The organism is Micromonospora sp. ABR4_055 (assembly GCF_056160425.1).
On the sequence record NZ_JBSWXD010000165.1, the window covers coordinates 1 to 14,205 of the forward strand.

Annotated in this window: 10 protein-coding genes; 7 read left to right on the forward strand and 3 right to left on the reverse strand. The window is 70.8% G+C overall.

The features are described 5' to 3' along the window. Window positions 1-124 precede the first annotated feature (124 nt). Together ACXAHD_RS27215 and ACXAHD_RS27220 are read left to right on the forward strand one after the other, a co-directional pair. Window positions 125-1,003 carry an ABC transporter permease gene (locus tag ACXAHD_RS27215; RefSeq protein WP_475054146.1) on the forward strand — a complete coding sequence of 293 codons (879 nt, stop codon included), beginning with the start codon at window positions 125-127 and terminating at the stop codon, window positions 1,001-1,003. Beyond that, the gene (locus ACXAHD_RS27220; RefSeq protein ID WP_281550484.1) at window positions 1,000-1,980 is read left to right on the forward strand and encodes a carbohydrate ABC transporter permease; all 981 of its coding nucleotides are present in this window, start codon (window positions 1,000-1,002) and stop codon (window positions 1,978-1,980) included. The genes ACXAHD_RS27215 and ACXAHD_RS27220 overlap by 4 nt, the downstream gene beginning before the upstream one ends. Window positions 1,981-1,997: 17 nt before the next feature. Here ACXAHD_RS27220 and ACXAHD_RS27225 read toward each other — a convergent pair whose 3' ends face one another. Further along, window positions 1,998-4,304 carry a TIM-barrel domain-containing protein gene (locus tag ACXAHD_RS27225; protein WP_475054137.1) on the reverse strand — a complete coding sequence of 769 codons (2,307 nt, stop codon included), beginning with the start codon at window positions 4,302-4,304 and terminating at the stop codon, window positions 1,998-2,000. Between the two features lie 139 nt (window positions 4,305-4,443). On the opposite strand from ACXAHD_RS27225, the gene ACXAHD_RS27230 reads away from it, so the two are divergent. After that, window positions 4,444-6,720 (forward strand): beta-galactosidase, encoded by a 2,277-nt coding sequence (locus ACXAHD_RS27230; RefSeq protein WP_281567316.1) that lies wholly within the window; start codon window positions 4,444-4,446, stop codon window positions 6,718-6,720. 138 nt (window positions 6,721-6,858) lie between these two features. Further along, window positions 6,859-9,183 carry a rhamnogalacturonan lyase family protein gene (locus ACXAHD_RS27235; protein ID WP_289213119.1) on the forward strand — a complete coding sequence of 775 codons (2,325 nt, stop codon included), beginning with the start codon at window positions 6,859-6,861 and terminating at the stop codon, window positions 9,181-9,183. Between the two features lie 209 nt (window positions 9,184-9,392). Here ACXAHD_RS27235 and ACXAHD_RS27240 read toward each other — a convergent pair whose 3' ends face one another. Next, the gene (locus tag ACXAHD_RS27240; RefSeq protein WP_281550480.1) at window positions 9,393-10,400 is read right to left on the reverse strand and encodes an LLM class flavin-dependent oxidoreductase; all 1,008 of its coding nucleotides are present in this window, start codon (window positions 10,398-10,400) and stop codon (window positions 9,393-9,395) included. Between the two features lie 120 nt (window positions 10,401-10,520). On the opposite strand from ACXAHD_RS27240, the gene manD reads away from it, so the two are divergent. Beyond that, a complete protein-coding gene (gene manD, locus ACXAHD_RS27245; protein ID WP_289213118.1) occupies window positions 10,521-11,729 on the forward strand; it encodes a D-mannonate dehydratase ManD in 1,209 nt (402 codons plus the stop codon). Window positions 11,730-11,847: 118 nt separating this feature from the next. Here the strand turns inward: manD and ACXAHD_RS27250 are convergent, their stop codons facing one another. Beyond that, the gene (locus ACXAHD_RS27250; protein ID WP_289213117.1) at window positions 11,848-12,144 is read right to left on the reverse strand and encodes a GNAT family N-acetyltransferase; all 297 of its coding nucleotides are present in this window, start codon (window positions 12,142-12,144) and stop codon (window positions 11,848-11,850) included. A 21-nt stretch (window positions 12,145-12,165) separates the two neighbouring features. On the opposite strand from ACXAHD_RS27250, the gene ACXAHD_RS27255 reads away from it, so the two are divergent. Both ACXAHD_RS27255 and ACXAHD_RS27260 read left to right on the forward strand, forming a co-directional pair. Further along, window positions 12,166-13,443 (forward strand): NsdA family TPR-like regulatory protein, encoded by a 1,278-nt coding sequence (locus ACXAHD_RS27255; RefSeq protein WP_289213116.1) that lies wholly within the window; start codon window positions 12,166-12,168, stop codon window positions 13,441-13,443. Between the two features lie 4 nt (window positions 13,444-13,447). Continuing rightward, window positions 13,448-14,098 carry an SDR family NAD(P)-dependent oxidoreductase gene (locus tag ACXAHD_RS27260; RefSeq protein WP_475054144.1) on the forward strand — a complete coding sequence of 217 codons (651 nt, stop codon included), beginning with the start codon at window positions 13,448-13,450 and terminating at the stop codon, window positions 14,096-14,098. Window positions 14,099-14,205: the final 107 nt, after the last annotated feature.

The window sequence follows — 14,205 nt, forward strand, 5'->3', positions numbered from 1 at the left end:
AAAAAAACCGGTAATGCCACCCAACCCTTTGTTTTTCCTTGTTTCGGCCACCACCGTGACCCCCCCACCCCCGGGCAAGGTGCCGCTGCGGGCCCGGCTGCGCCGGGACTGGCCGCTGCTGGTGATGGCCGCGCCGGCCGCCCTGCTGCTGCTCGTCTTCCACTACCTGCCCACCCTGGGCAACGTGATCGCCTTCCAGGACTACAACCCGTGGGTCGGCGACAACGCGTTCGAGGCGTTCGTCTACAGCGAATGGATCGGGTTCGGCAACTTCGAGACCCTGTTCCGTGACCCGGCGTTCTGGGACGCGGTGGTCAACACCCTGACCATCACCGCGTTCCAGCTGGTCTTCTTCTTCCCGCTGCCGATCCTGCTGGCGATCCTGCTGCACAGCATCCTGTCGACCCGGGTGCGCGGGTTCATCCAGAGCGTCGTCTACCTGCCGCACTTCTTCAGCTGGGTGCTGGTGGTCACCTTCTTCATGCAGATGCTCGGCGGGGCCGGCCTGCTCGCCCAGCGGATGCGCGACGCCGGGCTCGACCCGCTCAACGTGATGGGCAACCCGGACACGTTCATCGTGCTGGTCACCGCCGAGTCCGTGTGGAAGGACGTCGGCTGGGGGGCGATCATCTTCCTGGCCGCGCTCAGCGCCATCGACCAGAACCTCTACGAGGCGGCGGCGGCCGACGGCGCCGGACGCTGGCGGCGGCTGTGGCACATCACCCTGCCCGGGCTGCGTCCGGTCATCATCCTGCTGCTGATCCTGCGGCTCGGTGACGCGCTCACCGTCGGGTTCGAGCAGTTCATCCTGCAGCGTGAGGCGGTCGGCCGGCAGGCCGCCGAGGTGCTCGACACCTACGTCTACTACCAGGCGATCATCCCGCAGCAGTGGGGGATGGGTGCCGCCGCCGGCCTGTTCAAGGGCGTCATCGGGCTGGTGCTGATCATCGCCGCGAACAAGTTCGCCCACCGCCTCGGCGAGCAGGGAGTGTACTCCAGGTGAGCATCGCGCGTACGCTGGCCGCCGGGCGCCGACCCCGGCTCAACCCGGTGAACCAGCCGCCCCGACGGCGGCGCCCCGGCGGCGGCCGGCCGGTCTGGGAGGAGCCGCCGAGCCCGGTCGGCCAGGGCGTCAAAGGGCTCGTCCTCGCCACGATGGTGCTGGCCGTGATCTTCCCGATGTGGTCGGTCCTGGTGACCAGCCTCGCGTCGCGGGAGACCATCAACGCCACCGGCGGCATGGTGGTGATCCCCCGGGAGATCGACCTGTCGGCGTACGTGAACATCTTCTCCGGCGGTCAGATCAGCCGGGCGGTGTGGGTCAGCACCCTGGTCACCGTCGTCGGCACGACGTTCAGCCTGGTGCTGACGGTGCTGGCGGCGTACGGGCTGTCCCGCAAGGACTCGGTCGCGCACCGTCCGTTGCTGTTCCTGTTCCTGCTCACCTTCCTGATCTATCCCGGCATGGTGCCGAGCTACCTGGTGGTGACCGGGCTGGGCCTGAAGAACAGCCTGTGGGCGCTGATCCTGCCGACCGCGATCAGCGTGTTCAACCTGGTGGTGATCCGGGCGTTCTTCATGAACGTGCCGGCCGAGCTGATCGACGCGGCCCGCATCGACGGCGCCGGGGAGTTCCGGATCCTGTGGCGGATCATGTTGCCGCTGTCGCGGGCGGTGATCGCCGTCGTCGGGCTGTTCTACGCCGTCGGTTACTGGAACGCGTACTTCAACGCCGTGCTCTACATCGACGACAACGACAAGTGGCCGATCCAGCGGGTGCTGCAGAGCTACATCCTGGCCGGCCAGTCGCCGTCGGTCACCGGCGCGCCGGTGAACATCCCCGGGGTCACCGCGTACCCGCCGACCCTGGCGGTCAAGATGGCGGTGGTGGTGATCACCGTACTGCCGGCGGTGGTGATCTTCCCGTTCGTGCAGCGGCACTTCACCAAGGGCGTCATCACCGGCGCGATCAAGGGTTGACCGGCCGGCACCGCTGGTCACAGCGGTACGCCGTCGAGCAGCACCGTGGCTGGTGGCTCGGTGCCGGTCACCGCGACGACCTCGACCCGGCGGACCGGCAGCGGCCCGTCGACGTCGACCCGCAACGTGCCGCCGTCGCGTACCGCCCGGACCGTGGTGTCGCCGTCGACGTCGCAGACCAACGTCTCGGCGCTGACCCCGCCCCAGCTGACCAGGGTCACGTCGGTGAACGGGCCGTCGCCGACGGTGTCCCGGGGCTCCGACGTCGGGATCAGCGCGCCGTGCCGGACGAACAACGGGATCCGGTCCAACGGCGTCTCGACCAGCAGGTGGCGTCCGCCGGTGTGGGTCCGGCCGGTCCAGTGGTCGACCCAGTCACCGGCCGGCAGGTAGACGTGCCGCCGTCCGTCCGGACTGATCATCGGCGCGACCAGCAGGTCGGTGCCGAGCCGGTACTCCAGCTCGGCACCCCAGGCGGCCGGATCGTCCGGCGCGTCGACCAGCAGCGCCCGCATCATCGGGGCACCGGTGCGGGCGGCCGTGACCGCCGCCGAGTAGAGGTAGGGCATCAACCGGTAGCGCAGCCGGATCGCCTCGACCGCGTCCCGCGCGGCGTCGTCGGGAAAGTCCCACGGCAGCCGGCTGGTGGTGCCGTGGAAGCGCACCAGCGGCGAGAACGCCCCGAACTGCGCCCACCGCACGTACAGGTCGGGGGTCGGGGTGCCGTGGAAGCCGCCGGCGTCGTGGCTCCAGAACGGTACGCCGGACAGGCCGTGCGACAGTCCGCCGCGCAACGTGCTGGCCATCCCCGGGTACGTCGCGTTGACGTCGCCGCTCCACTGGGCCGGATGCCGCTGCCCGCCGAGGAACGACGACCGGGCCCACACCATGCCGTGCCCGGCGACCTCCCGGGTGACCGCCGCGACCGCGTCGTTGAACAGCAACGTGTAGACGTTGTGCAGTTCGACGCCGGTCATCCCGTTGTGTGCCACCGCGTCGGCCGGCACCCCTTCGGCGAAGTCGGTCTTGAACACCATCGCGCCCTGCCGCAGCAGGTCGCGCAGCAGACCGGTGAACCACTCGGTGGCCGCCGGGTTGGTGAAGTCGACGATCCCGCAGACCGGGTAGGAGCCGTGCCAGACGTCGGCGATGTAGGTGGAGCCGTCCGGGCGGCGCAGGAAGTAGCCGGCCGCGTCGGCCTGCGCGAAGACCGGGCTGCCGGTCATGATGTACGGGTTCATCCAGAGGCTCACCTTGAACCCCTGCCCGGCGAGGGTGGCCAGCATGCCGGCCGGGTCGGGGAAGTTGGTGGCGTCCCAGGCCAGGTCGGACCAGGCACCGTCGGCCTGCCAGTAGCAGTCCAGGTGCAGCACGTCGCACGGGATGCCGTCGGCGCGGATCCGCCGGGCCCGGTCCAGGACCTTGTCCTGACTGTCCACGAAGAAGCCGGAGGAGATCCAGGTGCCGAACGCCCACTTCGGTGGCAGCACCGGTCGGCCGGTCAACCCGTCGTAGCGGTCCAGGATCTCGGCGGGGGTGGGGCCGGCGATCACGTAGTAGTCGATCAGGTCGTCCGGCACCAGGATCTGGACGCAGCTGTGTGTGGACGAGCAGATGTCGAACTCCACCGGCATGCCGCTGTCGACCAGCACCCCGTAGCCACGGTCGGACAGGTACAGCGGGACGTTCTTGTGCGACCGGTCCGACTCGCTGCCGAAGGCGTCGAAGTTCCACATCAGCGCCCGCTGGCCGCGCTTGTCCAGCCGGGTGAACTTCTCGCCGAGGCCGACGAAGCGCTCGTCACCGGGCGCGTCGAAGCTCTCGTGGTACGCGGCGACGGTCCCGTCGACCAGGGACCGGCCGAACGGCAGGGTGCGCAGCCGGCCGCTGATGTCACGCTCGCCCCGGTTCTGGTTGAGCAGCACCCGACCCTGCCGGTCGAGGAACCGCAGATGCCACGGGTCGAGCCGCAGTTCGGCGACGACCGTACCGGCGTCGACGCGTACCGTGTCGCCGGCCACGGTGACCGTGGCCGGAGAAGGCTGGGGATCGACCAGCGGCAGCGCCCGGGCCGACCGGCTGCGGGCGTCGGGTGTCGCGCTGAGCCGGACCCGGATCACCCCCTCCCCGGCGGCGCTGACCGCGACCGTCAGCGTCTCGCCGTCGGCGGTGCCGCCCTTGCAGGTGATCCCGGCCGCGTCGGTGCCCAGCAACTCTGCGCGGACCAGCGCGGACAGGCCCTCCTCGCCGGGCGCGCGGACCGGCAGGTCGGGTGGGTCGGCCACGAACGTCTCGTGGGGGACCAGGGGCGGACGGTACGGCATGGGCTCTCCTCGTCGGGTCCGGCGCTCGACCCTCGTCGGGTCCGGCGCTCGACGCTTCCTGGTGGAACCTGCGGCCTGGGGGCGACTAAATTAGTTTCTTTGCTAACCCAACAAACTGTCAACGTCGGAGGGAGCGCCGATGCGCTGGCCGAAAGGACTCGACGGGCTCTGCTACGGCGGGGACTACAACCCCGAACAGTGGCCGGAGACGACCTGGGTCGAGGATGTCGAGCTGATGCGACGCGCCCGGGTCAACCTGGTCACCGTCGGGGTGTTCGCCTGGTCCCGGTTGGAACCGCACCCCGGCGAGTACACCGTCGACTGGCTTGACCGGGCACTCGACCTGCTGCACCGGGGCGGGATCCGAGTCGTCCTGGCCACCCCGACCGCTTCGCCACCGCCGTGGTTCTCCCTCGCCCACCCCGACGCGCTGCCGGTCACGGCCGACGGGGTACGGCTGCGGCACGGCAGCCGGGACACGTACTGCGCGGCCGCCCCCGCGTACCGCGTCGCGGCCCGGCGCATCGCCGCGATGCTCGCCGACCGCTACCGCGACCACCCGGCGCTGGCCATGTGGCACGTGCACAACGAGTACGGCACGGTCTGCCACTGCCCGCACGCGGCCGCCGCGTTCCGGCGCTGGCTCCGGCAGCGGTACGGCGACCTGGACCGGCTCAACGAGGCGTGGACCGGCGCGTTCTGGAGCCAGCGCTACTCCGACTGGGCGCAGGTCGAACCGCCGCGCGCCACCCAGTACCTGGCCAACCCGACGCAGGCGCTGGACTTCCGCCGGTTCTGGTCCGACGAACTGCTCGCCGCCTACCGCGACCAGCGCGACCTGCTCCGCGAGCACACGCCGAACGTACCGGTCACCACCAACTACGTGTTCGGCGACTGGGTTCCGGTGGACCACGCCCGGTGGGCGCGGGAGGTCGACCTGGTCGCCGTCGACCACTATCCGACCGAGACCGACGGCCGGGCCGAGGAACAGACCGCGCTCGCCGCCGACCTCGCCCGGTCCTGGTCACGCCCGGTCACCGGAGACAGGTCACCGGCACCGGCCGGCCGGCACCGGCCCTGGCTGCTGATGGAGAGCGCGCCCAACCTGATCTACCGGTACGCCGAGGGGACCGCCTACGCCAAGGAGCCTGGCCGGATGCTGCGGCACAGCGTCGCCCACGTCGCGCGCGGCTCCCGGGGCGCGATGTTCTTCCAGTGGCGGGCGCCGCGCGGCGGTGCCGAGGCGTTCCACTCGGCGATGGTGCCGCACGCCGGTGCCGACTCTCGGACCTTCCGGTCGGCGGTACAGCTCGGCGAGGCGCTGCGGCTGCTCGCCGCGACCGACACCGCCACGGTGGCGGCCCGGGCCGCGATCGGCTGGGACGCCGCCAGCGGGTGGGCGCTGCAGCATCCCGGGATGCCGTCCGGGCACATCTCGTACGCCGACGAGGTGGCCGCCGCGCACCGGGCGCTGTGGCGGTGCGGGATCACCACCGACTTCGTCTGCCCGGCGGCCGGGCCGCCGGAGCTGACCGGCTACCGGATGCTGGTGCTGCCCGCGCTGTACCTGATGGACGACGCCGTCGCGGACGCCCTGGGCGACTGGGTGCGCGCCGGCGGCCATCTGGTGGTCAGCTACCTGTCCGGGGTCGCCGACTCCGACGCCCGGGTCCGGCTGGGCGGATATCCGGGCGCCCTGCGTGAACTGCTCGGCGTCCGCAGCGAGGAGTTACTGCCGCTCGGTCCGGACGGCACGGTGCGGCTGTCCGGCGGGCGTACCGGCCGGCTGTGGCGGGAACGCTTCGGGGCCGGCGCCGCCGAGCCGGTACTCGACTACGTCGACGGCGTGCTGGCCGGCCAACCGGCGGTGACCCGCCGGGCGGTCGGTGCCGGGGCCGCCTGGTACCTGTCCACCAGGCTGGACGACGACGGTTACCGGGAACTGCTGGCGGTGGTCGCCGCCGAGGCCGGGGTGGCACCGGTGCTGCCCGCCGCGCCCGCCGGGGTGGAGGCGGTACGCCGGGTGGACGGCACCACCCGGTGGCTGTTCCTGTTCAACCATGGCCGGGAGGAGGCGGTGGTGGCGGCCACCGGTGAGGTGCTGGTCTCCGGTGGCGTCCTACCGTCCGGGGAGATCATGGTGGCCAGCGACGTTCTGCCCGCCGGTGAGGTCCTGCTGGCGGTCGGTGCCGGCTCGGCTGATTCCGGCCGGTCGACCGGCCGATGGCCGGTCAGCTCGGCCGGTGTCACCGGCACACCGGGTCGCGGCCGGGGCGCTCGTCGGGTCCGGGTGCCAGCGGGCGGGCTGCTGGTGCTGCGGGAGCCGGACCACCCGGTGGGTGACCGCCTCCGCCGACACGGACCCCGCCGGGCTCCGATGGACATCGACATTGATCGAGGAAAGCGATTGCCCTAGCATTGGCCTGCACGGGAGCCGACCGACGACCGCCGCACCGAGGTCGACCGATCCAGCGCAGCGCCACCGGGCGCACGCCCCGGCCGGGCAGCCGGGCGTCCGTCCGTTGCCGCCCGCCCTCTGCTCCCGGAGACTCCCATGCGCAATGTCCCTCCCAACAGTTCCCGGTCCCAGCCCGGGACTCCCCGCCGAGCCCTGCTCGCCGTCGCGACCGCGGTGGCCACTGCGGCCGGTGCCGGTGTGGCCACCACGATCCTCGCGTCGCCGGCCGCCGCAGCCGCTGGCTGCGCGGTCGACTACCGCGTCACCAGCCAATGGCCCGGTGGCTTCGGCGCCAGCGTGTCCGTGACCAACCTCGGTGACCCCGTCACCTCCTGGCAGCTGACCTGGTCGTTCGGCGCCGGGCAGACGATCACCCAGGCGTGGAACGCGGCGGTGACGCAGAACGGTGCCCAGGTCACCGCGGACAACGTCGGCTACAACGGGAACCTGGCCACCAACGCCAGCACCGAGTTCGGCTTCAACGGATCCTGGAACAACAGCAGCAATCCGGTGCCGACGACCTTCGCGCTCAACGGGACCACCTGCACCGGCGGCGTCGCGCCGACCACCGCACCCCCGCCGACGACGGCACCCCCGACCACGGCACCACCGACGACCGCCCCACCGACCACGGCGCCACCGCCCACCACCGCGCCGCCGACGCCGGGGCCCGGCGCCAAGCAGATGGAAGACCTCGACCGAGGGCTGATCAGCGTCCGTTCCGGATCCGGCAACCTGGTCTCCTGGCGGCTGCTCGGCACCGAGGCCGCCGGCACCGGGTTCCACGTCTACCGTGGCTCCACCCGGATAACCTCGTCGCCGGTCACCGCGTCGACCAACTACTACGACGCGGGTACCGCGTCCAACGCCAGCTACACCGTCCGGGCGGTGGTCGGTGGCGTCGAGCAGCCCGCGTCGCCGGCGTCGTTGACCTTCGCCAACGGCTACCTGGACGTGCCGCTGCAGGTGCCGCCAGGCGGCACCACCCCGTCCGGGGAGAGCTACAGCTACTCGGCGAACGACGCCAGCGTCGGCGACCTCGACGGTGACGGACAGTACGAGATTGTCCTGAAGTGGGACCCGTCCAACGCCAAGGACAACGCGCACTCCGGCTACACCGGCAACGTCTACGTCGACGCGTACCGGCTCGACGGGACCCGGCTGTGGCGCCTCGACCTGGGGCGCAACATCCGGGCCGGCGCCCACTACACCCAGTTCCAGGTGTACGACTACGACGGCGACGGCCGGGCCGAGGTGGCGATGAAGACCGCCGACGGCAGCCGGGACGGCCGGGGCACGGTGATCGGCAACTCCGGCGCCGACTACCGCAACTCGTCCGGCTACGTGCTGTCCGGCCCGGAGTTCCTGACCATGTTCGACGGTCTGACCGGCGCCGCCCTGTCCACCGTCAACTACGTACCGGCCCGGGGCACGGTGTCGTCCTGGGGCGACTCGTACGGCAACCGGGTGGACCGGTTCCTCGCCGGCACCGCCTACCTGGACGGGCAGCGGCCGTCGTTGATCATGTCACGCGGCTACTACACCCGTACCGTCATCGCCGCCTGGGACTTCCGCAACGGCAACCTCACCCAGCGGTGGGTCTTCGACTCCAACTCGTCGGGTAACGGCAGCTACGCCGGGCAGGGCAACCACTCGCTGTCCATCGCCGACGTCGACCGTGACGGCCGCGACGAGATCGTCTTCGGCGGTGCCACCATCGACGACAACGGTCGCGGGCTGTGGAACACCAGCCTGAACCACGGCGACGCCGGCCACGTCGGTGACCTCGACCCGCGCCGTGCCGGGCTGGAGTACTTCAAGGTCCAGGAGGACGGCTCGAAGCCGTCGTCGGCGCTGATCGACGCCCGTACCGGGCAGATCATCTGGCAGACCCCGACCGGCGGGGACAACGGCCGGGGCGTGTCGGCGGACATCTGGGCTGGCAGCGCCGGTGCCGAGTCCTGGTCGTCGGCCGTTTCCGAGCTGCGCTCGCCGACCGGCGGCAACGTCGGACGCAAGCCGTCGTCGGCCAACTTCCTCAGCTGGTGGGACGGCGACCCGGTCCGGGAGTTGCTCGACCAGACCCGGATCGACAAGTACGGCACCTCCGGCGACACCCGGCTGTTGACCGGCTCCGGGGTGGCATCGAACAACGGCACCAAGGCGACCCCCGCTTTGTCTGCCGACCTGTTCGGCGACTGGCGGGAGGAGGTCATCTGGCGGACCAGCGATTCCCGCGCGTTGCGGATCTACGCCACACCGCACGCCACCGATCGACGGATCCACACCCTGATGCACGACCCGCAGTACCGGGTGGCGGTCGCCTGGCAGAACACCGCCTACAACCAGCCGCCACACCCGTCGTTCTTCATTGGCGCCAACATGCCGGCACCACCGACGCCGAACGTCTACGTGCGGTGAATGTTTCCCTTCTAGTGAATCCGGCGGCCGACTGAGTGAGTCGACGGCCGTAGACGCGCCGACGGGGGACCGGAACCCGGTCCCCCGTCGGCGGACGCGACGACATCCACCCCACGCGTGATCTCGTGCGTCGAACCATCACCTGCCAAAGACGATAGCCAGCGGACCGTCGCGCGGCGGTGACCGGCTGATGAAGCTCCTGTTTCCAGCTATTGATCGCCGTCCGTGGGGTGACCCGGGTCACCGGCCACCAGCTCGAACGAGCGCACCCGGTCGGCGACGTCGTACACCATCGTGGTCAACATCAGCTCGTCGGCACCGGTGCGCTCGCGCAACTCGTGCAGCGCCCGCCGGACCGTGTCGGGGGAGCCGACCGCCTGCTCCTCGTTGCGTTGGCGGATGAACTGCAGCTCGAGATCCGTGTACGGATAGGCGGCCGCTTCCTCCGGGCTGACCAGCGCCTCCGGCCGCCCGGCGCGCAGCCGCAGAAACGCCAGGGCGGCCGGGCCGGACAGCCACTCGGCCCGCTCGTCCGACTCGGCGCAGACGACGTTGACCGCGACCATCGCGTACGGCCGGTCCAACCACGCCGACGGGCGGAAATGCCGCCGGTACAGCGCGAGCGCCGGCAGCGTGTTGGCCGCACTGAAATGGTGTGCGAAAGAGAACGGCAGGCCCAGGGTGCCGGCGAGTTGGGCGCTGAATCCGCTGGAACCGAGCAGCCAGATCGCCGGTGACTGCCCGGCGTGCGGGGTCGCGGCGATCGGTCCGGCGTCGCCGCGCAGATAGCCGATCAGGGTCGCCAGCTCCTGCGGGAACGTTTCAGCGCCCAGCCCGGCCATGGTTCGCCGCAGCGCCAGCGCGGTGGCCTGGTCGGTGCCCGGGGCCCGGCCGATGCCGAGGTCGACCCGGCCCGGGTGCAGCGCCTCCAACGTGCCGAACTGCTCGGCGACCACCAGCGGCGGATGGTTGGGCAGCATCACCCCGCCGGAGCCGACCCGGATCGTCGAGGTGGCCGCGGCCAGGTGGGCGAGCAGCACCGCCGGTGCCGAGCTTGCGATGGCTGGCATGTTGTGGTGTTCGGCCACCCACAACCGGTGGTAGCCGAGCTGCTCGACCCGGCGGGCCAGCTCGGTGGTGTGCCGCAGCGCCTCACCGGCGGATCTGCCGGCGGCGACCGGGGCCACGTCGAGGACGGAGAGCGGAACGTCGATCACACCTGTGCCCAACCCGGGTACCCGCCCGGATCTTCCCGCCGCACGGATCTCCCGGCATCGTCGGTTCGGCTAACCTCGGCGGCGAGCGGCAGCCGGCCGCGCAGACGAGGAGACTGGTCGATGCGGATCGTGGACGCCCGGGTGATCGTGACCTGCCCGGGCCGCAACTTCGTCACCTTGAAGATCGTCACCTCGGACGGTGTGACCGGCGTCGGCGACGCCACCCTCAACGGCCGCGAACTGGCCGTCGCCAGCTACCTGCGTGACCACGTGGTGCCGACGCTGATCGGTCGGGACGCGAGCCGGATCGAGGACACCTGGCAGTACCTGTACCGGGGTGCCTACTGGCGGCGCGGTCCGGTCACGATGAGCGCCATCGCGGCAGTCGACACCGCGCTGTGGGACATCAAGGGAAAGACCGCCGGACTACCGGTCTACCAGCTGCTCGGCGGTCGCTGCCGCGACGGGGTCACCGTCTACGGCCACGCCAACGCCGAGACGGTCCCCGAGGTGCTCGCCGAGGTGGCCCGCTACGTCGACCTCGGCTACCGGGCGGTGCGGGTGCAGACCGCCGTCCCGGGCCTGCCGGCCACCTACGGCGTCGGCAAGGACCGGATGTTCTACGAGCCGGCCGACGCCGTGATCCCCACCGAGACCACCTGGTCGACCGAGCGCTACCTGGTGCACACCCCGCAGGTCTTCGCGGCGGTACGCGACGAGTTCGGCCCGCACCTGAAGCTGCTGCACGACGCCCACCACCGGCTCACCCCGATCGAGGCGGCCCGGCTCGGCAAGGACCTGGAACCGTACCGGCTGACCTGGCTGGAGGACCCGGTCCCGGCCGAGCTGCAGGAGGGCTTCCGGCTGATCCGCCAGCACACGACCACCCCGATCGCCGTCGGGGAGGTCTTCAACACCATCTTCGACTGCCAGCAGCTGATCACCGAGCAGCTGATCGACTACGTCCGTACCACGGTGGTGCGAGCCGGCGGGATCAGCCACCTGCGGCGGATCTTCGACCTGGCCGCGCTGCACCACGTCCGCAGCGGATCGCACGGCGCCACCGACCTGTCGCCGGTCTGCATGGCCGCCGCGCTGCACGTCGACCTGAGCATCCCCAACTTCGGCCTGCAGGAGTACATGCGGCACACCGAGGCCACCGACGAGGTGTTCCCGCACTCGTACCACTTCGCCGACGGCTACCTGCACCCCGGCGAGGAACCCGGGCTCGGCGTCGACATCGACGAGTCAGCGGCGGCGCGCTACCCGTACGCGCCGGCCTCGCTGCCGGTCAACCGCCTCACCGACGGGTCGATGCACAACTGGTGACCCGACCAGGCCGGTCGGTTCCTCGCCGGCACGCGTCGATGTGAGGCTGAGACACCCTATGACGCAGGTTTGAGGTATCTCAGCCTCTACATCGACGAGGCGCTGCGGCTCTTCTGGCTCAGCCGACACGCCGGGCTACCGCCATGGGCGGTTGGTCGACCGGGTCACCGGAGCGGCGCATCGCCCACAGCGGTGGGCCGCCGGCCGGCAGGTGGGCCACCCGGACGATCCGGTAGCCGTGGCGTTCGTGGAACACCCGCTGTCGCTGGCTGCTCGCCTCGACCACGGCCGGCATCCCGATCCGGTCGAGCCGGGCATGATGCGCGGCCAGCAGCGCCGACCCGATGCCTCGCCGTCTCAGCCAGGGTGCCGCCGCCAGGAACGCCAGATGGTGGTGCCGGCCGGTCGGCTCCACGCGGCCGGCGGTGAACGTGTAGTGCGCGTACGGTCCGTGCCGGTCGCCGCAGGCCCGCGCCGGCGGCTGAACACCGCTGCCCGACGCGAGAAAGCGTGGCGCTGGGAGCGTTGGGGCGTCGTGCCCGACCTCGCAACTCAGTGCGCGCTCGCCGACGAGTTGGGCGTACCGCGTCAGGCGGTCCGCGAGCTGGGCTGGCCCCATTGGCTACCGGTCGGTCAGCGGATCGATACCGACACCCCTTGGACGATGGACGGCGGATTGACGCTGTTGAGAGAGACGGCGGGAGCAGCAGTGTTGGATCGGCGCGGGTTCATGATCCTCGGTGTCGGCGCGGCGGCGACACTCGCACAGCAGTGGCTCACGCTTGATCCGCCACCGTTGCGTTCGGGGCTGGACGGCGGCCCACTCGACGCCTCGCTCGTCGACTGCTTCGAGCAGCGCCTCCCCACTCTCCGGCAGATCGACGCGCTCCTCGGCGGCGGCAGCGTCCGTGACGTCGTGGACGCGGAGTTGCGACTCGTCACCGACCTCTTGAACAACAGCTCCTACGCCGACAGCATCCGCCGACGGATGTTCGCAGTCGCCACCGAACTCGGCAGGATCGCAGGCTGGGCCAGCTTCGACGCCGGCCACCAGGCCGCAGCCGAGCGCTACTGGGTCGCCGCGCTGCACACCGCGCACCTCGCCGACGACCGAACCGCCGGCGCGAACATTCTGAAGTGCATGAGTCTGCAGCGAGTCGACAGCGACCGGGCAGACGAAGCACTCGCACTGGCAACCGCCGCCGTCAACGGAGCCGGGGACGCTCCCGCGCGGGTCCTGGCGATGTTCGCCACGCGCCAGGCCCGCGCCCACGCCGCCCTCAACGACGCCAGTGCAGCGGAGCGCTGCCTCACCAGCGCCGAAACGCACATGGCCCGAGCAGACGACGAGCCCGGCCCTGCCTGGGCGGGCTACTTCGACCAAGCCGAGTACTGCGCTCAGGTCGCGGCCTGCTACCTGATGCTCGACCGGTACCAGAACGCCGACCGCTGGCTCGCCCAAGCCTTGGATCTGCAACCCACGACCCGTAGCCGGGACCGCGCCACCTACCTGATCTGGCGAGCAGACGTCGCCGCCAGCCTCGGCGACGTCGAACAAGCCTGCGCCTACGTACACCGCGCAGCACCCGAGGTCGTGAAGACCCGCTCGCTACGGAATCATCACCGGCTGATGGGCATCCACAGCCGCCTTACCAAGTACGACACCCCCGCCACCCGCGAGTTGGACGAACGCGTACGGGGTCTGGTCGCATAGCACCATGACATCGGACGTCCAGCGGGTAGCCGTCGTCACCGGAGCCAACCGAGGGCTCGGCCGAGCAATCGCCCAGCAGCTTGCACAGGCCGGCCTCCACGTCGTGGTCACCGCCAGAAGCGTCGAAGCCGCAGAGCGCACCGCCGCCGAGCTGACCGGCCTCGGCCTGCCTGCCTCCGGCCACCAGCTCGACATCACCGACCCCGCCAGCGTCGCGCGCGCCATGGCCGACGTCGGCTACCAGTACGGCCGGCTCGACGTCCTGGTCAACAACGCTGCCATCGCCATCGACCGAGGCCAGGCAGCCAGCGCGGCCGACATGGAGAAGGTCGCTGCGACCCTCGACGCGAACCTCATCGGCACCTGGCGCTGCTGCACCGCCGCCATCCCGGAGATGAAGCGAAATGGGTACGGCCGGATCGTCAACGTCACCAGCCACATGGGTACGTCCGCCGAAATGGGCACCGGCAGCGTCTCCTACCGAGTCTCCAAAGCAGGCGTCAACGCGTTCACCCAGATCCTCGCCGCAGAGCTACACGAGCACAACATCCTCGTCAACGCGGCGTCGCCGGGGAAGGTCGACACCCGCCTCGCCTACGGAAAAGCCAATGACACTCCCGGCGAAGTAAACATTCAGGTGGTGCGCGAAGAGTGACGGTCAGCGCGGGTTGAGTGACGGGGTTCGACCGGCTCGACGCCGTTCTGTCCGTTGTGGTTTGATCTTGGCGTGTCGGTGTCGGAGGATCTGTCTCGTGAAGAGTT

Bases quoted from the DNA above. Each gene is read 5' to 3' on its own strand.
- ACXAHD_RS27215 (WP_475054146.1), top strand. From the start codon at position 125: ATGGCCGCGCCGGCCGCCCTGCTGCTGCTCGTCTTCCACTACCTGCCC.
- ACXAHD_RS27225 (WP_475054137.1), bottom strand. From the start codon at position 4,304: ATGCCGTACCGTCCGCCCCTGGTCCCCCACGAGACGTTCGTGGCCGAC.
- ACXAHD_RS27230 (WP_281567316.1), top strand. From the start codon at position 4,444: ATGCGCTGGCCGAAAGGACTCGACGGGCTCTGCTACGGCGGGGACTAC.
- ACXAHD_RS27260 (WP_475054144.1), top strand. From the start codon at position 13,448: ATGACATCGGACGTCCAGCGGGTAGCCGTCGTCACCGGAGCCAACCGA.
- ACXAHD_RS27235 (WP_289213119.1), top strand. From the start codon at position 6,859: ATGCGCAATGTCCCTCCCAACAGTTCCCGGTCCCAGCCCGGGACTCCC.
- manD (WP_289213118.1), top strand. From the start codon at position 10,521: ATGCGGATCGTGGACGCCCGGGTGATCGTGACCTGCCCGGGCCGCAAC.